15 protein-coding genes are annotated in these 22,555 nt (G+C 70.7%); 3 read left to right on the top strand and 12 right to left on the bottom strand.

Going from position 1 to position 22,555, the window contains the following annotated elements:
• Positions 1 to 125: 125 nt before the first annotated feature.
• From ACFYL6_RS01155 to ACFYL6_RS01115, 9 genes are all read right to left on the bottom strand, one after another.
• On the bottom strand, positions 126 to 1,508 hold the full coding sequence (locus tag ACFYL6_RS01155) for an endo-1,4-beta-xylanase (RefSeq protein ID WP_387165895.1): 1,383 nt from the start codon (positions 1,506 to 1,508) through the stop codon (positions 126 to 128).
• Between the two features lie 40 nt (positions 1,509 to 1,548).
• Positions 1,549 to 2,874, bottom strand: a complete 1,326-nt coding sequence (locus tag ACFYL6_RS01150) for a PHB depolymerase family esterase (RefSeq protein ID WP_387165893.1) — start codon at positions 2,872 to 2,874, stop codon at positions 1,549 to 1,551.
• Positions 2,875 to 3,181: 307 nt separating this feature from the next.
• The gene (locus tag ACFYL6_RS01145) at positions 3,182 to 5,320 is read right to left on the bottom strand and encodes an alpha-glucuronidase (RefSeq protein WP_387165891.1); all 2,139 of its coding nucleotides are present in this window, start codon (positions 5,318 to 5,320) and stop codon (positions 3,182 to 3,184) included.
• Positions 5,317 to 7,350 (bottom strand): beta-galactosidase, encoded by a 2,034-nt coding sequence (locus tag ACFYL6_RS01140; protein ID WP_387165889.1) that lies wholly within the window; start codon positions 7,348 to 7,350, stop codon positions 5,317 to 5,319. The genes ACFYL6_RS01145 and ACFYL6_RS01140 overlap by 4 nt, the downstream gene beginning before the upstream one ends.
• Complete coding sequence (locus ACFYL6_RS01135; RefSeq protein WP_387165887.1) at positions 7,347 to 8,036, bottom strand: DUF624 domain-containing protein; 690 nt, start codon at positions 8,034 to 8,036, stop codon at positions 7,347 to 7,349. Before ACFYL6_RS01135 ends, ACFYL6_RS01140 begins: the two co-directional genes overlap by 4 nt.
• A 143-nt stretch (positions 8,037 to 8,179) precedes the next feature.
• A complete protein-coding gene (locus ACFYL6_RS01130; RefSeq protein ID WP_387165885.1) occupies positions 8,180 to 9,817 on the bottom strand; it encodes an extracellular solute-binding protein in 1,638 nt (545 codons plus the stop codon).
• Positions 9,818 to 9,871: 54 nt separating this feature from the next.
• Positions 9,872 to 10,780, bottom strand: coding sequence for a carbohydrate ABC transporter permease (locus ACFYL6_RS01125; RefSeq protein ID WP_387165883.1), 909 nt, complete (start codon positions 10,778 to 10,780; stop codon positions 9,872 to 9,874).
• Positions 10,777 to 11,766, bottom strand: coding sequence for an ABC transporter permease (locus ACFYL6_RS01120; RefSeq protein WP_387165881.1), 990 nt, complete (start codon positions 11,764 to 11,766; stop codon positions 10,777 to 10,779). Before ACFYL6_RS01120 ends, ACFYL6_RS01125 begins: the two co-directional genes overlap by 4 nt.
• Positions 11,767 to 11,776: 10 nt before the next feature.
• Positions 11,777 to 14,140 (bottom strand): glycoside hydrolase family 3 N-terminal domain-containing protein, encoded by a 2,364-nt coding sequence (locus ACFYL6_RS01115; protein ID WP_387165879.1) that lies wholly within the window; start codon positions 14,138 to 14,140, stop codon positions 11,777 to 11,779.
• A 319-nt stretch (positions 14,141 to 14,459) separates the two neighbouring features.
• On the opposite strand from ACFYL6_RS01115, the gene ACFYL6_RS01110 reads away from it, so the two are divergent.
• The 3 genes from ACFYL6_RS01110 (at position 14,460) to ACFYL6_RS01100 (ending at position 17,926) form a co-directional block, all read left to right on the top strand.
• Complete coding sequence (locus ACFYL6_RS01110; protein WP_238658457.1) at positions 14,460 to 15,497, top strand: LacI family DNA-binding transcriptional regulator; 1,038 nt, start codon at positions 14,460 to 14,462, stop codon at positions 15,495 to 15,497.
• A 21-nt stretch (positions 15,498 to 15,518) separates the two neighbouring features.
• Positions 15,519 to 16,517: an acetylxylan esterase gene (locus ACFYL6_RS01105; RefSeq protein ID WP_387165877.1), complete on the top strand. Its 999-nt coding sequence runs from the start codon at positions 15,519 to 15,521 to the stop codon at positions 16,515 to 16,517.
• 107 nt (positions 16,518 to 16,624) lie between these two features.
• Positions 16,625 to 17,926, top strand: a complete 1,302-nt coding sequence (locus ACFYL6_RS01100) for a vanadium-dependent haloperoxidase (RefSeq protein ID WP_387165876.1) — start codon at positions 16,625 to 16,627, stop codon at positions 17,924 to 17,926.
• 66 nt (positions 17,927 to 17,992) lie between these two features.
• Here ACFYL6_RS01100 and ACFYL6_RS01095 read toward each other — a convergent pair whose 3' ends face one another.
• From ACFYL6_RS01095 to ACFYL6_RS01085, 3 genes are read right to left on the bottom strand one after another with little or no spacing between them, the layout of a single operon-like run.
• Positions 17,993 to 18,457: a MaoC family dehydratase gene (locus ACFYL6_RS01095; RefSeq protein WP_387165874.1), complete on the bottom strand. Its 465-nt coding sequence runs from the start codon at positions 18,455 to 18,457 to the stop codon at positions 17,993 to 17,995.
• A 21-nt stretch (positions 18,458 to 18,478) separates the two neighbouring features.
• Positions 18,479 to 19,627, bottom strand: coding sequence for an acyl-CoA dehydrogenase family protein (locus ACFYL6_RS01090; RefSeq protein ID WP_387165872.1), 1,149 nt, complete (start codon positions 19,625 to 19,627; stop codon positions 18,479 to 18,481).
• A gap of 46 nt (positions 19,628 to 19,673) precedes the next feature.
• Positions 19,674 to 22,496, bottom strand: coding sequence for an AAA family ATPase (locus ACFYL6_RS01085; protein WP_387165870.1), 2,823 nt, complete (start codon positions 22,494 to 22,496; stop codon positions 19,674 to 19,676).
• Positions 22,497 to 22,555: the final 59 nt, after the last annotated feature.

Raw genomic sequence — 22,555 nt, 5'->3', positions numbered from 1 at the left:
ACCTGCTTTTTTTTTTTTTCTGTCCCCCCCCCCCCCCCCCCCCAACCCCCCCCCCCCCCCCCCCCCGGGGGGGGGGGGGGGGGGGGGGGGGGGGGGGGGGCCCCCCCCCCCCCGCCCGGTGGGGTTTAGCTGGCTGAGCAGGTGGGGCTGAGGCTGCCGGCGGTGCCGTTGGCCTGGAAGCCGTACTCGGTGGATTGTCCGGCGCCGACCTGGCCGTTGTACGCGACGTTCGTCCAGTTCGTCGTGCCGGTGCTACCGCTGCGGTTGACGTTCCACGCGTTGGTGACCGTCGCGCCAGACGGCAGACCGATGGTGACCGTCCAGCCGTTGATGGCCGACGAGCCGGCCGTCACCTTCACCGTGGCCACGAAGCCACCCGTCCACTGGTTCAGCGACACCGTCGCCGTGCAGCCACCCTGCCCCGGAGGCGGAGTCGTGGGCGGGTCGGTCGGCGGGTCGGTCGGCGGGTCGGTGGGCGGGTCGGTGGGGGTGGTGCCGTTGTTCAACGCGGTGAGCACCGCGTCGTACGCGGGCTTCTTCTGACCACTGCTGTTGAACAGCAACGGGGTCTGCGACGCCCGCCACGAGTCACTGTCGCGGATGCCCCACACCGTGATGCCGTTGCAGCGGGCCACGGCCAGGCAGTCCTCCACCACACTGCGGTACGTGGTCGCCGACGCGCCCTGGATGTCCAACTCGGTGATCTGCACATCCACGCCCAGTGCCGCGAAGCTCGACAGCGTGGTGCGGTAGTTACTCACGTACGGGGACTCGTTGTTGAAGTGCGACTGGAACCCCACGCAGTCGATCGGCACGCCACGAGACTTGAAGTCGCGCACCATGTTGTACACGGCCTGGGTCTTCGCGTGCGTCCAGTTGTCGGTGTTGTAGTCGTTGTAGCACAGCTTCGCGCCCGGATCCGCCGCATCCGCCGCCCGGAACGCCGCCTCGATCCAGTCGTTGCCCGTGCGCTGCAAGTTCGAGTCCCGACGCGCACCCGAACTACCATCGGCGAACGCCTCGTTCACCACATCCCACGCCACCACCTGACCACGGAAGTGGGTGGCCACCTGCGTCACGTGGTTGAGCATCGCCTGCCGCAGCGCACTGCCGCTCATGCTCTGCATCCAGCCGGGCTGCTGCGAATGCCACGCCAGGGTGTGACCCCGCACGTTCATCCCACGGCTACGCGCATGATTGACGATCTGCTCGGCCGCCCCGTAACTGAACCGACCCTGCTGCGGCTCCGTCGCGTCGATCTTCATCTCGTTCTCGGGCGTCACCGAGTTGAACTCACGATTCAAAATCGTGGTGTACGCACTATCGGACAACCTGCCCGCCGCCACCGCCGTACCGAAATAGCGACCCTTCTCGGCGGCGGACGCGCCGAGGGTCGTCCCGGCGGCGGCCGGCGCTGTCAGGAACAGCGCCATGCCGGCGGCGAGGGCGCCCGCGCCGGTCAGCGCGATGGCGGCTCTCGATGCCGCCTTCCATCTCGCGTTTCTCATCCTGTGACTCCTCTTTGTGGTGGTGGGGTGGAAGGGGAAATCAGGACACCGAACAGGCGGCGCCGTTGAGGGCGAACGACGTGGGCTTGCCCGTGCCGCCCTCGTGCGTGGCCTGGAAGCCGATCTCGACCGACGCGTTCGGGGCGATGCTGCCGTTGTAGGAGACGTTGCGGGCGGTCACCGCACCGCTCGCCGGGGCGTACTGGGCGTTCCAGCCGCTGGTGATGCGCTGCCCGGTGGGCAGCGTGAAGGTCAACGCCCAGCCGTTCACGGCGGTGGTACCGGTGTTGGTGATGGCCACGCTCGCGGTGAGACCGCTGTTCCAGGCGTTGACCGTGTAGCCGACCCGGCAGGGACCCCCGGTCGGTGGCGGAGTCGTCGGGGGCGGCGTGGTCGGTGGTGGAGTCGTCGGCGGTGGGGTGGTCGGGGGCGGGGTCGTCGGCGGCGCGGTGCCGTCCAACCCGAAGAAGCGGATCACCTGCGCGGCGTCGACCGGCAGGTTGTGCGTGACACCCTGCATGCTGATCGCCTCGACCGGCGCCATCGGGCCGCTGCTGCCGTACCGGGTGCGGGTGTAGCCGGACTGCGGGGAGTCGGTGTACGTCGGGGTCTGACTCAGCCCGTGCACGTTGGTCCACTGCTTGACCTGCTCACCGAAGTTCGGGTAGCGCAGCGTCTCATCGTTGGTGCCGTGCCAGATCTGCATCCGGGGCCGCTGGCCGGTGTAGCCCGGGTACGCCTCCCGGACCAGGTCACCCCACTGCTGTGCGGTCCGGATCAGTTGCCCGTTGGCGCACTCGCTGTTCCACTCCGAGGTGCCGCCGGTGGCGAAACAGGCGAACGGCACCCCGGCGAACGAGGCGCCCGCCGCGAACACGTCCGGGTAGACGCCCAGCATGACGTTGGTCATCATCGCGCCGGAGGACGTGCCGGTGGCGAAGATCCGCGCGGGGTCGGCCGAGTAGCGCTGCCGCACGTAGTCGACCATCGACATGAGCCCGACCGGGTCGCTGCCGCCGCCCCGGCGTAACGCCTGCGGCGAGTAGACGTCCCAGCACTTGCTACTACGGGTGGCCGACGGGTAGATCACGATGAACCCGTACCGGTCCGCGAGGGAGGCGTACTGGGTGCCCGAGTGGAACGCGGGGCCCGTCCCGGTGCAGTAGTGCATTGCCAGCAGGATCGCCGGTCGGGTCGCTACCCGGTCCGGGACGTACAGGTGCATCTGCAGGTTGGTGGGGTTGGTGCCGAAGTTGGTCACCTGCGTGAGCGTCGCCGCCGACGCGGGGGTGGCGAACGTCAACGCGGCGGCGGCCAGTGTCACAGCCGCCATGACGGCGCCAAGCATTCTCGTCTTCAGTGTCATCGTCGCGATCCCTTGCGAAAAAGGCGCGTGGAAGGGGACTTAAGTCGAGGACTGCCCTTCGCCCGACCTTGACCGCGGCTCGCGTGACCATGTCAGCTTCAATCGAGCACACTCGATTGTCAAGACTTCCGGAAACCTTTCGCCGCAACGGTTCCGGCGGCCACCTGCGCAGCAATGGGCATCGACGGGCATGGTCAGCGACGATGGGTCGCGATAAATTATCGGGACGTTTTCGGAACCTGCCAGGCCGCTGGGGCACGGCACGCCTGCGGCCCGACCGGATGGCCGGACCGCGCCGCACCGCTACTCAGTAGATGTCCCGCCCTCGCTCGTCCGGCACCCCGGACTTGCGGAAGAAGTACGTGTTGATCTGGTCGCGCCACTCGGTGGCACAGCGCACCTGCTCGTCGAGGCGTTCGGCGACCCGCTCGTAGACGCTCGGGTCGATCATGCCGGTCAACGCCTGCCACCTCCGCCGCATCGCCGTCACCTCCTCGACCCCCGCGAAGTGGGTGTCGTAGATGTGCTGGATGACTGTCGAGCCGCTGTGCAGCACACGCCCGTACGGCACGTGGTGGAAGAAGAGCAGCAGCTCGTCGGGGCAGGTCTCGGGTGACTCGTACACATCGGCCCAGTACGGCGGGTACTGGCCGGCGAAGCCGGTGCCGGACGTGCGACTGCGGTCCACGCCGACGCCGTCCCGGTCGGCGAAGTGGTAGGTGCCCCACCGCGTGTACTCGTACCCGTCGACGCCGGGGCCGTAGTGGTCGCCGGGGTTGACCATGAAGCCGACGCCCAGCGGGGCGGTGTAACGCTCATAGGTGCGCCACGAGTCGTCCATGATCTCGTGCAGTGTCCGCCGCACCAGCTCGGCGTCGGCGGTCGCCGACGGTGGAAAGGTCAGCGTGATCCACTCGTCGAGGATCGCCGTCGGGTCCCGCCGAGGGTCCCAGGCCAGCCGGCCGAACGTGTACAGGTTGGCCTGCGCCAACGGGTGCCCGGTCCAGAACGGGTCGTCGCCGACGTTGGCGACCGCGACCATTCCACCGCCGGCCGCCGACTCTCCGGTGACCACGTCGGCGATCGTCCGTCCGCCCGGCCCCCAGGGGGCGAAACGCAGCACCTCACTCCACCACGGGCCGAGGTGGCAGACGTGCCGCTGTTGGCCCGTGTACTCCTGCGTGACCTGCAACTCCACCGCCAGCCGGGTGGCCGGCATCGCGGCCAGCACCGGTGAGACAGGCTCGCGCGTCTGGAAGTCCACCGGGCCGAACTTCACCTGGACGACCACGTTGGTGCGGAACCGCCCGTCGAGCGGGGCGAAGTGGTCGTAAGCGGCCCGAGCCCGGTCGGTGGACCGGTCCCGCCAGTCCTGGTGGTGGTTGTAGACGAACGCCCGCCAGTGCACCACTCCCCCGTGCGGGGCGAGCGCCTCGGCCAGGAGGTTCGCCCCGTCGGCGTGGTCCCGGCCGTACGTGAACGGGCCGGGTTGCCCCTCCGAGTCGGCCTTCACGAGGTAGCCGCCGAAGTCCGGGATGCGGTCGTACACCCGCCGGGTGGTCGCGGCCCACCAGGCCCGCACGGTCTCGTCCAGGGGGTCGGCGGTCGGCAGCCCACCGAGGACCACAGGTGCGGCGAAGCTGACCGACAGGTGCACCCGGATGCCGTACGGGCGCAGCACGTCCGCGATCTCGGCGACGTCACCGAGCCGTTCGGTGAGCAGCAGCGCTTCCGTGCGGGCCACGTTGACGTTGTTCACCGAGATCGCGTTGACCCCGCAGGACGCCAGCAGCCGCCCGTACTCCCGCACCCGGGCCAGGTCGCCGCGCGGACGGCCGTCCTGCCAGAAGATCGAGCCGCCCGCGTACCCCCGTTCGACCTGGCCCATCACCGGGTGCACGGCCACGTTGTCCCAGTGGTTCAGCATCCGTCGGCGCAACGCCGGCCGGTGCCGCTCCGGTGGTCGGGCCGGGTCGAAGGCCGCCGCGCAGAGCCGGACCACGTGGAAGAGCCCGTACAGCAGGCCGGCCGGAGCGTCGGCCAGCACCGCGGTCACGTCGCCGGCCCGCGCCAACACGAAACCCTCGTCGCCGAGCGTCCCGCCGTCGCCCAGCTCGACCAGCGCCGCCTCGCCGGCGGCGCGCGCCGCCTCCACCGCCGGGTTGGGCAGCTCACCGGCGTCGCGCAGGGCGAACACCAGGTCGACGTCGACGTCCCAGGACGGGGAGTGCCACACCCGCCCGCCGTACCGCGCGCAGGCGCGCGATACCTCGGTGAGGACGGTGTCGACGAGCAACCCCTCGCCGTGCAGGAGGACGCGGCGCGCGCCGAGGGACCGGAACGCCTCTCGGGGCAACCAGGCCGGATGGACGCGTGGCTCGTCACCATCCATCGGCTCCTCGACGAACATCAGCTGCTCCAACTCCACCGACTCTTCGGCGTTCACCGGTCCTCCTCCAACACGACAACCCCGTACGCCGGCAGCCGCAGGGCAGCGCCGGCCGCCGTGCGGTCGCCGGTGAGCAGGTCGACGCCGCCGGTCCGGGCGGTCACCTCGACCGGCTCGGCGCGGTGGTTGAGCAGAAACAGCAGCCGCGACCCGTCCGCCGCGACTCGGACGGCGGACTCCAGGTCCGGTACGTCCGGGTAGGGCCCGAGCAGGTCATGCCGGTCGAGCACCTGCCGCACCACCCAGGACACCCCGGCCTGGTCCAGACCGGCGGCCACGTACCAGCCGTCGCCGGCGCCGAAGGAGTTGCGGGTCACCGCCGGGGTGCCCGCGTAGAAGTCGGCCTGGTAGGTGCCGACGACCTGCGCGCCCTGCGGGATCACCAGCTCGAACAGCAGCCGCGCGTCGACGTCGACCTGATCCGCGCCGTCGCCCAGGCGGACCGGGTTGACCACCTCCGGGCCGCGCGCGTCCCACTCGTCGACCCGGACACCCAGGAGCTGCCCGAGCGGACCCGGCACGTCCATCAGGAACGCCTGGTCGTTCTCGTCCACCCGTCCGGACAGGTACGTGGTCAGCACCGACCCGCCGCGCGTCGCCACCGCCTCCAGCCGCTGCGCCAGGTCACCCTTGAGAAGGTGCAGGGCCGGGGCCACGACCACGTCGTAACGGGACAGGTCGGCGGTCACCGCGACGACGTCCAGGTCCACACCGGCGTCCCAGAGTGCCCGGTGGTAGACGAGCACCACCTGCTGGTAGCGGACCAGCCGGGACGGGCCGTCGGACAGCTCCAACGCCCACCAGCTGTCCCAGTCGAACAGCAGCGCCACCCGGGCCGGCGTCCGCGCGCCCAGTGACACCGGGCCGAGCCGTTCGAGTTCGGCGCCCAGCTCGGCGACCTCCCGGAACACCCGGGTGTCGGAGCGACCGGCGTGGCCGATGACCGCTCCGTGGTACTTCTCGCTTGCCCCGCGGGAGGCGCGCAGCTGAAAGAAGAGCACCGCGTCGGCACCGTGTGCCACGGCCTGCCAACTCCACAGCCGCATCAGACCGGGGCGCTTCAACGGGTTGACGTCGCGGCACGCGGTGCAGCTCGGGGTCTGTTCCATCAGCCAGAACGGCTGGCCGTCCTTGAGCCCGCGCATCAGGTCGTGGGTCAGTGCCATCCGGGCCGCCGACTCGTCGTCGGGCGGGTAGTTGTCCCAGGAGACGAAGTCCAGATGAGGGGCCCAGCGGTGGTAGTCGATCGGCCGGTACATGCCCATGAAGTTCGTGGTCACCGGCAGCGTCGGGCTGGACTCCCGGATGGCGGCCTTCTCGTCGCGGAAGTTGGTCAGCATCGCGTCGGAGGTGAACCGCAGGTAGTCCAGTGTGATGCCCGGGAACGCGGTGTGGTCCGGGCCGCGCCAGTGCTCGGTCAGCGCCGACGGCGGCTCGATCTCGTCCCAGTCGGTGAAGGTGTGCGACCAGAAGGTGGTGTACCAGGCCTCGTTCAGCTCGTCGAGGGTGCCGTAGCGGTGGCGCAGCCAGTTCCGGAAGCCGGCCGCGCACAGCGCGCAGTAGCAGGCGCCGCCGTACTCGTTGCCGACGTGCCAGGCGAGCACCGCCGGGGTGTCGGCGTAGCGGCGGGCGACCCGGCGGGCCAGCTCGGTCGAGAGCCGGCGGAAGACCGGCGAGCTGGGGCAGGAGTTGTGTCGCTGCCCGAACCGGTGCTTGCGGCCCTCGAAGTCGGTCCGGGTCACCTCGGGGTACGCCTTCGCCAACCACGGCGGGTGGGCTCCGGTGCCGGTGGCCAGGCAGATCCCGCGTCCCTCGGCACTGGCCCGCTCGACGATCCTGTCCAGCAGCGCGAAGTCGTAGGTGTCCTCGGCGGGTTGGGTGAGCGCCCAGTCGAACACCCCGAGGGTGACCAGGTCGATCCGTGCGCTGTCGAAGAGACGGTAGTCCTGCTTCCACACGTCCTCGGGCCACTGTTCCGGGTTGTAGTCGCCCCCGAAGGGCACCTTGGCGCTGAGGGGCAGGCTCATGCGACGAACTCCTTCCGGATCAGGTGGATCATCGGGTCGCTGACGCGCAGGTACGCCAGCACCGCGATCGACGCGAGCAGCATCAGCACCGCCTCGGAGAAGACCGCGGTGATCCCGGCCGCCGCGGCCAGCAGCAGCGCGTTGCCGACGGAGACGCCGGGGGTACGCAGCAGGAAGTGCACGGCCAGCCGGAGCACGTCGCGGGTGCGGAAGTCGAACAGCGAGGTGATCACCAGGGCGTTGGCCGCGCAGAGCGTCACGCCCACTCCGATCAGCACCAGCGGCACCGCCCACCAGCTCGACAGGCCGACCGCGCCGCGGTAGGCGAGGTTCACGGCGAGCACTGTCAACCACAGCAGCGTCGGCACCCAGACGCGCAGCACCCCGAACGCGTTGGCCCGGTAGCCACGCCAGAACAGGGCTGCCGGGTGCAGGTCGGTCAGGTCGGTTCGCTGGTGGCGCAGGGCGTACAGGGCGGCGGAGATCGCCGGGCCGACCGGAACCAGGAGGAGCGCGGCCAGCGGCAGGTTGCTGGGGTCGCGGCCCAGCGCCAACAGCGGGAGCAGGGCGGGCACTGTGGTGAGCAGGAGGAGCAGCTCGACGACGAGCAGGATGTAGACGCGCGAGGTGATCCGCGACAGTGGTCCGTCGCCGAACTGTCGCCAGGTCTGGGCCGCGCCACTCACGATCGCTCCCTCTGCTCGGAGACGGTGGTGCGCACTGCGGTCCCGCTGGTCGCCCGGCCGAGTGGCGGGCGGACCGCACGCACCGGGACCGGCCGGGGGTCCGGTCGGGCCGCGACAGGCCGCCCGACCGGACTCCCCGCTGATCAGCCGTTGTTCTTCTGGAACCGCTCGTACGCCTTGTTGACCAGGTCGATGTACTGGTCGGAGTTCTTGGCCTTCAGCTCGGCCACGTACGCGTCCCACTCGCTGAGCGGGCGCTGGCCCAGGGCGAACTTCAGCGTGTTCTGGGTGACGAAGTCCTTCAGTGGCGTCTCCCAGAGGGACACCTGCTCGCGCTCCTCGTCGGTCAACGGGGCGGGCGGGGGCACCTCCCTCGGTTTGCGGGCGTCCATCACCTTCTGGAACTCCAGCTCCTCCGGGGAGAAGAAGCCGCGGACCAGGTCGGGGCTGCCGCCGTAGGCGAAGACGCCGTTCTGGAAGCCGAAGTCCTTCTGCAGGTGCTTGGGGGCGTTCGGGTTGAGGCCGAGGAAGTCGACTCCGGGGTTGAGCGTGCGCTTGCCGGACGCGTCCTTGGTGAAGGTCGTGCCCTCGATGCCCCAGCGGGCGAACTCCAAGCCGGCGTCCGAGTACCAGAGCCAGTCGATGAACTGCATCATGGCCACGAAGTTCTTGCTCTCCCGGGCCTTCGAGGAGATCATGATCCCGTTCTCCAGTCGGGGGAACGGGTTGATCTCACCGGCCGGGCCGACCGGCAGCGGGATCTTGGCCAGCTTGGCGTTCGGCAGGGTCTTGGCCAGGTCGGGCCGGTGGTTGTTGACCAGGGTCTGCGCGTTGCCGGTGACCACGAAGGACTTGCCGTTGGCGAGCTTCTGGCGGGCCTGGTCGTCGGTCTGGGTGAAGCTCTCCGGGTCGAGCAGGCCCTCGGCGACGAGCTTGTGCAGGTACGTGACCATCTGCTTGTACTGCTCGGAGGCGCCGGTGTAGTTGAACTTCTTCGCCGCCGGGTCCCAGGTGGCGTGCTGGTAGTCCCAGCCCGCCTGGGTGCCGTGGGCCGAGCCGAGGATGTTCAGCAGGGCGCCCGTCGGGTTGGGCTTGCTGAACAGGTCGGAATACGGGTAGACGTTCGGGTACTTCGCCTTCATCGCCTTGAGCACCGTGTACAGCTCGTCCCAGGTCTTCGGGACGGGAAGGTTGAGCTCCTGCATGATGTCGGTGCGCACCAGCACCGTGTAGTCCTGCGTGGGCTTCTCGTGGACGCCGGGCAGCAGGTAGAACTTACCGTCGGCCTGCCGCAGGTTGTCGATCTCCGGCTTGAGGTTCCACTTGGTGATCTTTTCCTTGAGGTTGGGCATCAGGTCCAGGTAGTCGCTCACCGGGAGGATCGCCCCGGAGGACACGAATGCGTCCTCCTGCGGGTGGTACGTCTTCGGGATGATCAGCGGTGCGTCTCCCGCGCCGATCAGCAGGCTGCGCTTCTGCTCGTAGTCGCTCAGCGGCACGGCCACCGGTTCGATCTTGACATTGGTCCGCTTGGTGAGCTCCGACCAGAACAGCCAGTCTTCCTTGAGCGGATAGAACGTGTGGTTGTTGTAGAGGGTGGAGAACGAGAGCGCCTCGGTGGCCTTGAACTGGTCACCGACGCCGTAGTTTTCCATCGCGCCGACCCGGTTCTCGGAGAGGTCGGTCGACTCGCCGGGGTCCTCGGAACAGGCGGTGGCAAGGGAGAGCGCAAGCAGACCCGCGGTGGCCAATGCCACGCGGCGCCACGTCTTGTGGAGCATGGCTCGTCCTTTCGGTGGTGGGGGTTTCGAAGGGGAAGCGGTGCGGCGCCGGCGTCATCCCTTGACCGCGCCGAGCATCACGCCGCGGACGAAGTACCGCTGAACGAAGGGGTAGATCGCCAGGATCGGCAGGGTGGTGAGCACGATCGTCACGGCCTGGAGGGTGGCCGCGGCCTGGACCTTGTCGGCGTCGGCCGCGGCCGACTCGGCGCTCGTGGCGCCCGCGATGAGGTTGCGGAGGTACACGGTGACCGGCAGCAGATCCTGCCGGTCGATGTAGAGGAACGCGGTGAACCACGAGTTCCAGAAGGAGACCGCGTAGAAGAGCACCATCGTCGCGATGATCGCCTTCGACAGCGGCAGCACGATCCGCAGCAGCGTGCCGTACGTGTTCAGCCCGTCGACGGCCGCGGCTTCCTCCAACTCGCTCGGCAGACTCTCGAAGAACGCCTTCATGACCAGCAGGTTGAACACGCTGATCGCATTGGGGATCACCACGGCCCAGATGGTGTTCTTCATGCCCAGGCTGGTGACCAGCACGTAGTTGGGGATCAGGCCACCGGAGAAGAACATGGTGAACAGCGCGACACCGATGAGAAAGGGGCGCCCCTTGAGCTGCGGCTTCGACAGCACGTACGCGTAACACGTGGTCAGCACGATCGAGACGAGCGTGGCGACAACCGTGTACACCACCGTGTTGCGGTAGTTCGTCCAGAACATCGCGTCCGACATCAGCAGCTTGTAGGCGGTCAGGTCGAACCCACGCGGGACGATTGTCACCTCGCCGGCGATGATGTACGCCTCTTCGCTGAGCGAGCGGGCCACGATGTTGAGGAACGGGTACAGCGTGACCACCACGACGCCGAGCAGGACGACGGTGTTGACCACCCGGAAGATCCGGTAACCCCGGCTGTCCACCGGCCCGCGCGTCTTCGGGGCGTCGATCCTCGTACCGAGGGTCACCACAGGCTCGTCCCCACCGTGCGACGGGAGATGACATTCGCCGACAGGACGAGGATCAGCCCGATCACCGCCTCGAAGAGACCGATGGCTGCCGCGTAGCTGAAGTTGCTCGACTGGAAGCCCATCCGGAACAGATAGGTGGAGACCACGTCGGCGGTCGGGTACGTCAACGGGTTGTAGAGCAGCAGGATCTTCTCGAACCCGACCGCCAGGAAGCTGCCGATGTTGAGGATCAGCAGGGTCACCATCGTCGGACGGATGCCGGGCAACGTGACGTGCCAGGTCTGCCGCAGCCGGCCGGCGCCGTCGATCCGGGCGGCCTCGTACAGGTCCTCGTCGACGGTGGTGAGGGCGGCGAGGTAGAGGATCGTGCCCCACCCGACGGTCTGCCAGACCTCGGACGAGACGTAGATGGTGCGGAACCACTCGGGTTTCTGCAGGAACGCCACCGGGTCGCCACCGAACAGGTTGACGAGTTGGTTGGCGGTGCCGTCGATCGAGGTGAACTGCATGACCATCGCCGCCACGATCACGATCGACAGGAAGTGCGGCAGGTAGGACACGGACTGGACGAACCGCTTGAACCGGCGGGCCCGGACCTCGTTGAGCAGCAGCGCCAGCACGATCGGCAGCGGGAAACAGAACAGCAGGGTCAGCGTCCCGAGCACCAGGGTGTTGGTGAACACCTCCCAGAACGTCGGGTCGCTCAGGAACATCCGGAAGTAGCGCAGCCCGACCCAGTACTCACCGAAGATGCTGCCGCCCGGCTTGAACCGGCGGAAGGCGATGATGTTGCCGATCATCGGCAGGTACCGGAAGACCAGGAAGAACAGCAGCGGCAGGATGGCGAGGGAGTAGAGCTGCCAGTCCCGGCGCAGCGCCTGCCGCCAACTGCGACGGCGTCGTGGCGAGCGCGGGGCGGGGCTCTGCGCCTGCTGCGCAGAATTCGGCGGCGCCGGCGGCGGTGGCCGCAGGGTGGATGTCATCCGTGGCCTCCTATGCCGACTGTGGAACAGCCACGAGGGGCTCGATCCGTACCGAGGTGAGCAGTTCCCGCTCGTAACCGACCTGGCGTTCGGTGCCGACCAGTCGCAGCGGCAGGGCCGCCGCCACGTCGCCGCTCGATCGGCCGAACCGCAGTTCGACGTCGCCGGGCTCGACGATCCGCTCGCCGGTCAGCCCGGTGAACGACGCCACATCGGCTGGTACGCCGAACGTCACGTACGCCACCTCGCCGGGCGCCAACGGCAGTCGGGTGTAGCCGATCAGCCGGACCACCGGGCGGGTGGTCTGCGCGACCGGGTCGTGCAGGTAGAGCTGCACGACCTCGGTGCCGGCCCGCTCACCGGAGTTGGTGACGGTGATCCGGACCCGTACCTCGCCGTCGACCGGCCAGGCAGCCGGATCGTCGCGCGGCTCGACCACCGTCGCGTCGGACCACTCGAAGGTGGTGTAGCTCAGCCCGTGGCCGAACGGGTACGCCGGGGTCGGGTCGACCGAGGAGACCTTGTTGCGCCGGCCGAGCGGTGGGGCGAGATAGGTGCTCGGCAGGCCACCGGCATCCCGGGGAACGCTGACCGGCAACCGCCCGGAGGGGTTGACCTCGCCGGTGAGCACCTCGGCGAGCGCCTGCCCACCGAGCTGACCGAGGAAGAACGCCTGCACCACGGCCGCCGCGGCGTCGAACTCCGGGCCGAGCGCGTAGGGGCGGCCGGTCATCAACACCAGGACCACCGGGGTGCCGGTGGCCAGGACGGCGCGGACGAGGTCGGCCTGCACGCCGGGTAGTCGCAGGTCGACGGCGTCGCAGCCCTCACCTGAGGTGCCCCGGCCGAACATCCCCGCCCGGTCGCCGACGGCCAGCACGCACACGTCGGCGGCGGTGGCCGCGGCGACCGCGGCCGGGATGCCCGAGGTGTCCTCGCCGGTGATGGCGCAGCCCGGCTCGTGGGTGAGCAGCGGGACGCGTCGGGTCAACTCGTCGCGCAGTGTGGGGATGTCCACGCCGAGCCCGAAGTCGCTGTGGTTGACGCCCACGTGGTTGGGGAACGAATAGCAGCCGAGCATGGCCATCGGGTCGTCGGCGACCGGACCGACCAGGGCGACCCGGGTCGCCACGGGCAGCGGGAGGACGCCGGTGTTGCGCAGCAGGACGACGGACTCCCGGGCCAGGCGTACGGCCACATCCTGGCTGGCCTCGTCGTCGAGGCGCAGGGACGCGACGTCGTCGGGCAGCTCCTGCCAGCCCTCGTCGAGCAGCCCGAGCTCGATCTTCTGGATCAGCACCCGGCGCAGCGCGCAGTCGACAAGCGCCTCGTCGACCTCGCCGCGGCGCACCGCCTCCACGAGCGGTTCGCCGAAGGCGTCCACGGTGGGCAGCTCGACGTCGATCCCGGCCCGCAGGGCGAGCCGGGCCGCGTCGGCGCTGTCCTCGGCGACTCGGTGCAGGGTCTGCAGGAACCGTACGGCGAAGTAGTCGGCCACCACGGTGCCGGTGAAGCCCCACTCGGCGCGCAACAGCCCGGTCAGGAGCCCACGGTCGGCCGCGACGGGCAGCCCGTCGATCTCGGCGTAGGAGTTCATCACCGAGCGGGCGCCGCCGAGGCGCAGCGCCATCTCGAACGGCGGCAGGATGACGTCGGCCAGTTCGCGGCGGCCCATCGGCACCGGCGCGAGATTACGTCCACCGCGGGAGGCGGAGTAGCCGGCGAAGTGCTTCAGTGTGGCCACCACCCCGGCCCGCTCCAGGCCCCGCACGTACGCGGCGCCGGTCGTCCCGACCAGGTAGGGGTCCTCGCCGATCGTCTCCTCGGTACGGCCCCAACGGTAGTCCCGGGTGACATCCAGGACCGGGGCGAGACCCTGGTGCACGCCGGCGGCGCGCATCGACCGTCCGATCCGGTCGGCCATCGCCTCGACCAGTTCCGGGTCGAAGGACGCACCCCAGCTGAGCGGAGTCGGGTAGACGGTGGCCCGCCAGGCCGCGAACCCGGTGAGGCACTCCTCGTGCACCTGTGCGGGAATGCCGAACCGACTGGCGGCCACGATCTGCGCCTGCGAGGCCGCCAGCGACCGGGCGCCGAGCACCGGGTCGACCGGGGCGGTGCCGAACGGGCGGGTGAGCTGGCCCAACCCGTACCGGATGACAGTGCTCCACGGCGGCAAGTCGCTGATCATGTCCGATTGGTGCGGTGCGACGCCCTCGCCGCTGGCCTCGGCGCCGACCCAGACCCCGACGAGCTGGGCGATCTTCTCTTCGAGGGACATCTTGGGCAGGAGCGCCTCGGCCCGCTCGGTCGGCGACAGCCGCTGATCACGCCACGGCGCGGCGTCGCCGTCCCCGAGCGACTGACTTCTCATGCCATGACCCCTTAGCTCCGGCCGCATCCCCGTGCCCTCGTGAAACCGGCTCCGTGGCGGACGTTTCTCACGATCCGAAACTTTCCGGAAACCTGCGTAACCTTTTCGGCAACCTAAGTGCCCCATCGATGCCTGTCAAGAGTCCCAATCGGACTACCAGGAGGTGTTTCCTGCACACGGTGACTCCGCAATCGGCGCTCCGTCGCCGATGAGCCGCACGATGAACCGCGAATGGGAAGCCCGGCCACGGCACCGACTGGCGTGAATGTCTGATCGTGTTAAGGTCGCCCGAAACTTTCGGATGTTGTATGAGGCCGCGATGACAGAGCACCGCCCGCTCGACCCACCCGCCTCCACCACCATCGCGACGATCGCCAACGATGTCGGCGTCTCGGTCGCGACTGTGTCCAAGGTCCTCAACGGACGCGGCGATGTCGCCCCCGGCACCAGAGCCCGGGTGGAGGCGAGTCTCGACCGCCACCAGTACCAACGCCGTGCCCGGCGACACGCGACCAGCGGCGGCCGGGTGGACCTCGTGTTCCACGAGTTCGACACGGGTTGGGCGATGGAGATCCTGCGGGGTGTCGAGGCGGTGACCTCCGCGGCCGGCATCGGGTTGTCGGTCGCCCAACTCGACGGCGCGCACCGCCCGCCGGCGCGGTGGCTGGAGGCGTTACTCGCCGACCGCCCGCTGGGCGTGGTGTTCGTCCTCTCCCACCTGGCCGAGGCGCAACAGCAGCACCTGCGCCGGCAGGGCATCCCGTTCGTCGTCGTCGACACCGACAGCGCGACCTCGGCCTCGGTTCCCACCGTCGGGTCGAACAACTGGAACGGTGGCCTGCTCGCCGCCCGGCACCTGTTGGAGCTGGGGCACCGACGGATCGCCATCATCTCCGGGCCACCCGACGTGCTGTGCAGCCGCGCCCGCGCCGCCGGCTTCCAGTCGGCCCACGACGAAGCCGGAATCGTGGTCGACCGCGAGCTGATCCGCTACGGCAGCTTCTCCGCCGGAGCCGGGCACGCCCACGGGCTGCAACTGCTCCAGCGGCCGGACCGGCCCACGGCCATCTTCGCCGGGTCGGACATCCAGGCCATGGGGGTGCTCCGGGCCGCCCGTCAGTGCGGCCTGCGAGTCCCCGAGGACCTCTCGGTGATCGGGTACGACAACCTGCCGGTCTCCGCCTGGACCGACCCGGCCCTCACCACGATCAACCAGCCGTTGCGCGACATGGCCGGCATCGCCACCCAGATGTTGCTCGACCTGACCAGGGGCAACGAGCCGGCGACCAGCCGGATCGACCTGGTGACCGAGTTGGTCGTCCGGGAGAGCACCGCGCCCCCCGCCGACCCGCACTGACCCCGGCCCCTGCGAGGACCCGTGCCCCACTCCGCCTTCACCTTCGACGAACTCCAGCGGTACGCGCCCGAGGTCGCCGAACCCGACGACTTCGACGAGTTCTGGCGGGACACGCTCGCCGGGGCGGCCGCCGTGCCGGTGCTCGTCGACGTCCGCCCCGAGCCCACCGACCTGCTGCTGCTCGACTCCTGGGACGTCACGTTCGCCGGCTTCGGCGGTGACCCGGTCCGCGCCTGGTACACCCGCCCGGCCGGCGTTCGAGAACCGCTGCCGGCCGTGGTCGAGTACGCCGGCTACGGTCGCGGCCGGGGCCTGCCCCACGAACGGCTGACCTGGCCGGTGGCCGGGTACGCGCACCTGCTGATGGACAACCGGGGCCAGGCGGGGCAGTACGGCGCCGGGGACACCCCCGACCCGCACGGCGCGCCCGGCGGTCCCTGGCCGGTCACCTGGGGGATCCTCGATCCGCGGAACTACCACTACCGCCGCCTGATCACCGACGCGGTCCGGGCGATCGAGGCGGTCCGTGCGCTGCCAGGCGTCGAGGGTGACCGGGTCAGCGTGGTCGGCAACAGCCAGGGCGGCGGCATCGCCCTGGCGGCGGCCGGTCTCGTCGACGATCTCAGCGCGGTGCTGACCACCGCCCCGTTCCTCTGCGACATGCGCCGGGCGGTCGCGCTCACCGACCTCGCGCCATACGGCGAGATCGCCCGGTACCTGGCCGTGCACCGGGAGGCCGAGGAGTCGGTGTGGCAGACGCTGTCCTATGTGGATGCCGTGAGCTTCGCCCGACGTGCCACGGCACCGGCGCATTTCGGAGTCGGCCGGCGCGACACCGTCTGCCCACCGCGAACCGCCTTCGCCGCCTACAACCACTACGGCGCCGCGAACGGGCGGCCCGTCCCACCCGAGCGGGAGATGCACGTCTACCCGTTCAACGGCCACGAGGGTGGCGAGGCCGTGCACGTCAAGCGTCAGCTGCGCTGGCTCGGCTCGGTGCTCCAGCCAGCGCGAGCCTGAGCGGCCCACCGTCGAGGCGTGACGGTGCTATGTTCGATCGTCATCGATACCGTTCCGTCGGCCGCCTATTTCGACACGAGCGTCGACACCTCAGCGACGGGGAGATCATGACGAGCCAGAACCCAACGCGCCGTGCGATCTGGTCCCGCATCGTTCCCACAGCCATCGCGCTCGGCTCGCTGGTCGCGTCCACGATGACCGGGCCGGCACCCCGCGCCGAGGCCGCGGCCCCTGGCACCGGTCCCGCCAATCCGGTGGTCACCTGGGACCTCAATGCCCAAACGGCGATCTGGGACGTCGCGGCTCAGCAGCCGAACGAACAGGTGCGCAGCTTCGCGATGGTGAACGGGGCTGTCTACGACGCGTTGAACGCGACCGCCGGCACCCCCTACCAGCCGTACCTGACCGCACCGCCGTCGACGGGGACCGAGTCGGCGGACGCTGCCGTCGCCGCCGCCGCCCACGACGTACTCGCCGCCCTCTTCCCCGCTCAGCAGGAGCGGCTGCGCGCACAGTACGACGCGGCTCTCGCGGTCATTCCCGACGGGCGGTCGAAGCAGGGCGGCATCGTGATCGGAGCACGAGCCGCGGCCGCGATGGTCGCCGCGCGGCAGGACGACGGCGCGTTCGGGGACCAGCAGTGGAAAGACGGGACACGACCCGGCCAGTGGCGTCCGACGCCGCCGCTCTTCCTGTCCCAGGGCGCATGGACCGGCCACATGCGGCCGTTCCTCATCCCCCGTGCGTCGACGTTCCGCACACCCCCGCCGCCACGATTGAGCAGCAGCGCATACGCCCGCGACCTCAATGAGGTGAAGGAGGTCGGCTCCGCGACGAGCACGGTGCGGACCCAGGACCAGACGGAGGCCGCGATCTGGTGGCACGACCGGCGCTCCGCCTCCTGGGAGATCAAGCGACAACTCGCCACCACCCAACGACTGGACGCCCTGCAGACCGCGCGCTTCTTCGCGATGACCGACCTCGTCGTGGCCGACTCGGGAGTAGCGTGCTTCAGCCAGAAGGACCTCTGGAGCTACTGGCGTCCGGTCACGGGGATCCAATCGGCCGACACGGACGGCAACCCAAGGACGGCGGCCGAGCCAGGCTGGCAGTCGCTGCTCGTCACGCCCCCCTTCCCCGAATACCCCTCCGGCCACGCCTGCGGCACCGGCGCGCGTATGTCGCTGTACCGGTACTTCTTCGGCCGAGACGACATCGCGTTCAGCGGTTCCAGCGTCGACTCCGGCACGACCAGGCACTTCACCAGCTTCTCCCAGGCGCTCAACGAGCTGATCGGCGCACGTGTCTGGGGCGGGGTCCACTTCCGCACCGCTGACGTCGAAGGGGCGCATCTGGGTGAGGAGGTCTACCGCTACGCGGTCCGGCACTACTTCCGCCCCCTGAGGTAAGGGAGTTTTCGAGACCTGGCTACCGGCGCGGACGGAACCTCGGCCGGCCCCCGCCGAGCTGGGCGGTCACTGCTCCACGGCGCGGTAGAGCCGGCTCACGGTCTCGGCCACGCAGACGGGCTTGCCGCCGCTGTCGCTCTCCACGGTGACCGTCACGACCAGCTGCACCCCGCCGCTCACCGGCGACACGTCGGCGATGGTGGCGGTGGCGCGTACGGCGGCGCCGACCCGCAGCGGTGCGGGGAAGCGCACCCGGTTCAGCCCGTAGTTGACCCCCATCGCCACCCCCTCGACCCGGTAGAGCCCGCTCGCCAACGCCGGCAACAGCGACAGGGTGAGGTACCCGTGCGCGATCGTGCCGCCGAACGGCCCCGCCGCGGCGCGGACCGGGTCGAGATGGATCCACTGGTGGTCGTCGGTGGCGTCGGCGAAGAGGTCGACGCGGCTCTGCTCGATGCGCTGCCACGGGCCGGGCCCGAGGCTCTCACCGGTCGCGGCGGCCAACTCCTCGAACGAGGTGAACACTCTCATGCCAGGTCTCCCCTACAGCTACTAGAAGGCGTTGACGCCGGTGAGCGCGCGTCCGATGAGAAGTTGCTGGATCTGACTGGTGCCCTCGTAGAGCGTGGCCACCCGGGCGTCGCGCAGGTACTTGCCGACCGGGTACTCGTCGATGTAGCCGTACCCACCGAACACCTGGACCGCGTTGTTGGCCGCGCGGACGGCGGCCTCGCTGGCGAAGAGCTTGGCCGTCGACGCCTCGGTGGCGAACGGCTGGTCGCGGTCGATCAGGTCGGCCACCTGCCACACCAGCAGCCGGGCGGCGGCGGTGTCCACCGCGATGGCGGCGAGCAGTTGTTGGACGAGCTGGTGCCCGGCGATCGGCTTGCCGAACTGGGTGCGCTGTCCGGCGTAACCGACCGCCGCGTCGAGGCAGCCCTGGGCGATGCCGACACACCCGGCGGCCACCGACATCCGACCCTTGGCGAGGGTGGCCAGGGCCAACCGGAACCCGGTGCCCTCGGCGCCGAGGCGGGCCGTGTCCGGCACGCGTACCTCGTCGAAGCCCAGCTCGCCGGTGGCCTGACCGCGTAGGCCGAGCTTGCCGTGGATCTCCCGCCGGGTCAGCCCCGGGCTGTCGGTGGGCACCAGGAACGCGGTGATTCCTCGGTGCCCGGGGCCGCCGGTGCGGGCGAAGACCAGCGCGACGTCGGCGGTGGTGCCGTTGGTGATGAACGTCTTCGTGCCGGTGAGCAGCCAGTCGGTGCCGTCGCGGACCGCACGGGTGCGCAGGGCGGCCGCGTCCGAGCCGCTGTCCGGCTCGGTGAGCGCGAAGCAGCCGAGTGCGCTGCCGGCGCAGAGCCTCGGCAGCCACTCGGCCCGCTGTTCGGCACTGCCGTGCGCGGCGATCGACTTCGCGACCAGGCCGAGGGAGACCGAGACGATGCCACGCACCGCCGAGTCGCCCCGGCCCAGCTCTTCGAGGACCAGGCAGTACGCGAGGTGGTCGCCGCCGGAACCGCCGTCGGCCTCGGCGATGGTCAGCCCCAGGAAGCCCAGGTCACCGAGCATGCCGACGATGGCGGGGTCGACCGATTCGCGGCGGTCCCAGGCGGCCGCGTGCGGCAGCAGCTCGCGGTCGGCGAACTCGGCGGCCAGCTGGCGGACCGCCGCCTGCTCGGCGGAGAGGGTGAGGTCCATGACGCTCAAACTAGCGGTGATAGTTAAACGCGTCCAGACCGGACGGTCACCGGTCGGAGGCCAGACCGACGTGCCGTTCGGCGGTGAACGCGCGGGCCAGCTCGGTCCGCGAACGGATGCCCAGCCGGTGGAACACGTTGCGCAGGTGGTGGTCGACCGTACGGGTGGAGAGGAACATCCGGGCGGCGATCTCCCGGTTGGTGGCGCCCTCGGCGACCAACTCGGCGATCCGCAGTTGCTGGCCGGTCAGCAACCGCGCCGCGGGCAGGTCCGGCGGACCGATCGACTCCCCGGCCGCCCGCAGCTCCGTGGTGGCCTGCTCGGCCCAGCACTCCACCCCGAGCAGGCTGAACATCTCGCGGGCCTGGTGCAGGTGCGTCCGCGCGTCGCGAGGGCGTCGACTGCGGCGCAACTCCTGGCCGAAGAGCAGTTCGGTGCGGGCCCGCTCGAACGTGCCGGCCTCCGTGGGGTGCAGGCGCAGCGCCGCCTGGAAATCCCGTTCCGCCTCGGCCCCGCCCCGGGGGGCGAGCAGCGCGTGGCACCGCGCGGAGAGGGCCCGGCGCAGCGGGCTCGCGGTGCTGCTGGCCCACCTGTCGAACGCGGCGAGCGCGGCCGTCGCCGCCGGCCGGTGCGCCAGGTGCGCCGCCGCCTCCACCAGGTACGGGGTGGCCATCACCTGCACGAGGACCTGACCTCGACCCGTGCCGATCCGGGCCAGCGACGCCAGCCGGTCGGCGGCCTCGGCGTGCCGGCCGTCGACCAGGTCGAGCACCGCCAGGGCCCACGCGGCGAACGCGTGCGGACGACTGCCCGGCGTCGGCGACTCGCCGATCTCGCGGATCCGCCGCAGGCTGGTGTCGCGGTCGGCCCGGATCGCGGCGAGGACGGCGAGCATGCCCAGATGAACGTTGGCGCAGTTGACCTGGCCGGTGGCACGGGCGACGCGCAGCCCGTCGCGGGAGGTCTCCGCCGCCGCCTCGTGTCGACCCAGCCAGTACTCGGCGACCGCCCGCAGCTCCAACGCCCGCGACAGCATGGACAGCTCGCCGCGTTCCCGGGCCAGCTCGACGGCACGCTCGGCGAGCCGGTGGGCCGCGCCGTCCACGGCCACCAGCAGTCCGGCCGCCGCGGCACAGCTGAGCGCGGTGGGGGTCAACGCCCAACCGGTCAGCCGGCCGCCCAGCACCACGGCGCGGCGCAGCGCGGGCCCGGCTCGTTCGTGGTCACCCCGCAGGGTCGCCGCCACCCCGGCGATCAGACAGCCCATGACCTCCAGGGCCGGTGGGTCGTCCGGGCGCCGCAAGGCCGACGCCCGGCGGCCGACCTCGGCGTACCGGTGCTGGTCGCCGGTGAAGCAAACCACCTCGCCGGCCCGCACCAGCCCGGCCAACGCCAGGGCGCGGTCGGTGCCGGCCACCGCCGCGGCGGAGGCCAGCAGCGTGACCGACGCACTCGACGCGGTGCCGCAGCGCAGCTCCAGCTCACCGCGGAGCAGGTCGGCGCGTCCTCGGACGACCGGGTCGGCGGTGACGGCGCGGAGGCGGTCGAGCAGCAGCCGGGCCTCGTCGGGTTGTCCCCCGGCCCAGGCGTACCGGGCGGCGGTCAGCAGGCGGGCGGCGGCCAGCGTCGGATGGTCGCTCAGCTCGGCGGACCACCGCAGGGCCACCGAGGCGGCGGCCCAGCCGTCGGGTCCACCGACCGCCGCCTGTTCCAGCTCGGCGGCGAGGACCGGATCGGCTCCCGCCGTGGCGGCGGCGAGGTGCATCGCCCGACGGAGCCGCTGCCCGTCCGCGACCAGCACCTCGGCGAGCAGTCGGTGCGCCGCGCGGCGCTCCGCGAGCGGCGCGCTGGCCGCGATCATCGCGCGTACCAGCGGCTGCGGAAAGGTGACGCCGCGTTGCTCGACGCGGACCAGGCCGGCGACCTCCGCCGGGGCGAGCGCCTCGACCTCGGCGCCGGCAGCCGCCGCGGCGCGGATCAGGGTGCCCGGCTCGCCGTCCTCGTCGAGCGCGGCGAGCAGCAGCACCCGTCGGGTCTCCGGTGGCAGCCGGTCCAGCCGGGCGCGGTACGCGCGACCCAGCGCGCCGTCCGCCGGCGGCGCGACGGGCAACGACTCCTCCCCCCGCCACTGTCCCGCGGTGAGCACCTCGGCGAGGTCCACCAGGGCCTGCGGGTTGCCGCCGCCGATCGTGGCCAACGCGGTCAGGGCCGACGCGGCGGGTCGGTCGGGGAGCCGCTCCACGCCCTCGCGTTCGATCAGTCGGTCGAGCCGGTCGGTGAGGACGGCGGTGCTCTCGGGCTCGGTCAGCGGGCGCAGTCGGTGTGCCGGTATCCCGTCGAGGTTGGCGGTGACGTCCGCGGTGAGCAGGACGGCGAGCGGCAGGTGCCGCAGTCGGCGGGCCACGAACGCCAGCACCTGCGCGGTCTGCGGGTCACCTCGGTCGATGTCGTCCATGGTGGCGAGCAACGGCCGGTCCCGGGCGGCGGCGGCGAGCAGCCCGAGCACCGCCATCGACAGGGTCAGTTGCCGATCGGCTGGGCAGCCCTCCCCGGCCAGCGCGCGCCGCAGCAACTGGCGCTGCTCGGTGGGCAGGGCGGCGGCCCGGTCGAGCACCGGGTCGACCAGTCGTTGCAGGCCGGCGTACGGCAGGGCGGCCTCCTCGGCGAGCCCGCTGCCGGCGAGCACGGTGTGGCCCTCGGCGTGCCGGTGGGCGTAGCCGACCAGCGCCGTCCGGCCCGATCCGGGCTCTCCGCGCACCAGCAGGGCACCGCCGGCGTTGGTCATGCCGTCGAGCAGGCTCCGGACAGCCCGGCACTCGTCGTCCCGGCCACGCAGCACGGTTAGTTGCACTCTTGATGCAGTAACCATGCCTGCCAGTGTTACCCATCGGAAACCGAATGGAAAGAGTCGGCGATATCGGGCCGGGC

The sequence above is a fragment of the Micromonospora sp. NPDC007208 genome (assembly GCF_042869175.1).
Classification (GTDB): domain Bacteria; phylum Actinomycetota; class Actinomycetes; order Mycobacteriales; family Micromonosporaceae; genus Micromonospora; species Micromonospora foliorum.
The sequence above is the reverse complement of the archived record's forward strand: the minus strand, read 5'-3'. Positions and strand labels throughout refer to the sequence as shown.

What these genes read in the sequence shown, in the direction of transcription:
- ACFYL6_RS01155 (WP_387165895.1), bottom strand. Translation starts at nt 1,508, where the DNA reads ATGAGAAACGCGAGATGGAAGGCGGCATCGAGAGCCGCCATCGCGCTG.
- ACFYL6_RS01150 (WP_387165893.1), bottom strand. Translation starts at nt 2,874, where the DNA reads ATGACACTGAAGACGAGAATGCTTGGCGCCGTCATGGCGGCTGTGACA.
- ACFYL6_RS01140 (WP_387165889.1), bottom strand. Translation starts at nt 7,350, where the DNA reads ATGAGCCTGCCCCTCAGCGCCAAGGTGCCCTTCGGGGGCGACTACAAC.
- ACFYL6_RS01130 (WP_387165885.1), bottom strand. Translation starts at nt 9,817, where the DNA reads ATGCTCCACAAGACGTGGCGCCGCGTGGCATTGGCCACCGCGGGTCTG.
- ACFYL6_RS01120 (WP_387165881.1), bottom strand. Translation starts at nt 11,766, where the DNA reads ATGACATCCACCCTGCGGCCACCGCCGCCGGCGCCGCCGAATTCTGCG.
- ACFYL6_RS01115 (WP_387165879.1), bottom strand. Translation starts at nt 14,140, where the DNA reads ATGAGAAGTCAGTCGCTCGGGGACGGCGACGCCGCGCCGTGGCGTGAT.
- ACFYL6_RS01110 (WP_238658457.1), top strand. Translation starts at nt 14,460, where the DNA reads ATGACAGAGCACCGCCCGCTCGACCCACCCGCCTCCACCACCATCGCG.
- ACFYL6_RS01100 (WP_387165876.1), top strand. Translation starts at nt 16,625, where the DNA reads ATGACGAGCCAGAACCCAACGCGCCGTGCGATCTGGTCCCGCATCGTT.
- ACFYL6_RS01095 (WP_387165874.1), bottom strand. Translation starts at nt 18,457, where the DNA reads ATGAGAGTGTTCACCTCGTTCGAGGAGTTGGCCGCCGCGACCGGTGAG.
- ACFYL6_RS01090 (WP_387165872.1), bottom strand. Translation starts at nt 19,627, where the DNA reads ATGGACCTCACCCTCTCCGCCGAGCAGGCGGCGGTCCGCCAGCTGGCC.
- ACFYL6_RS01085 (WP_387165870.1), bottom strand. Translation starts at nt 22,496, where the DNA reads ATGGTTACTGCATCAAGAGTGCAACTAACCGTGCTGCGTGGCCGGGAC.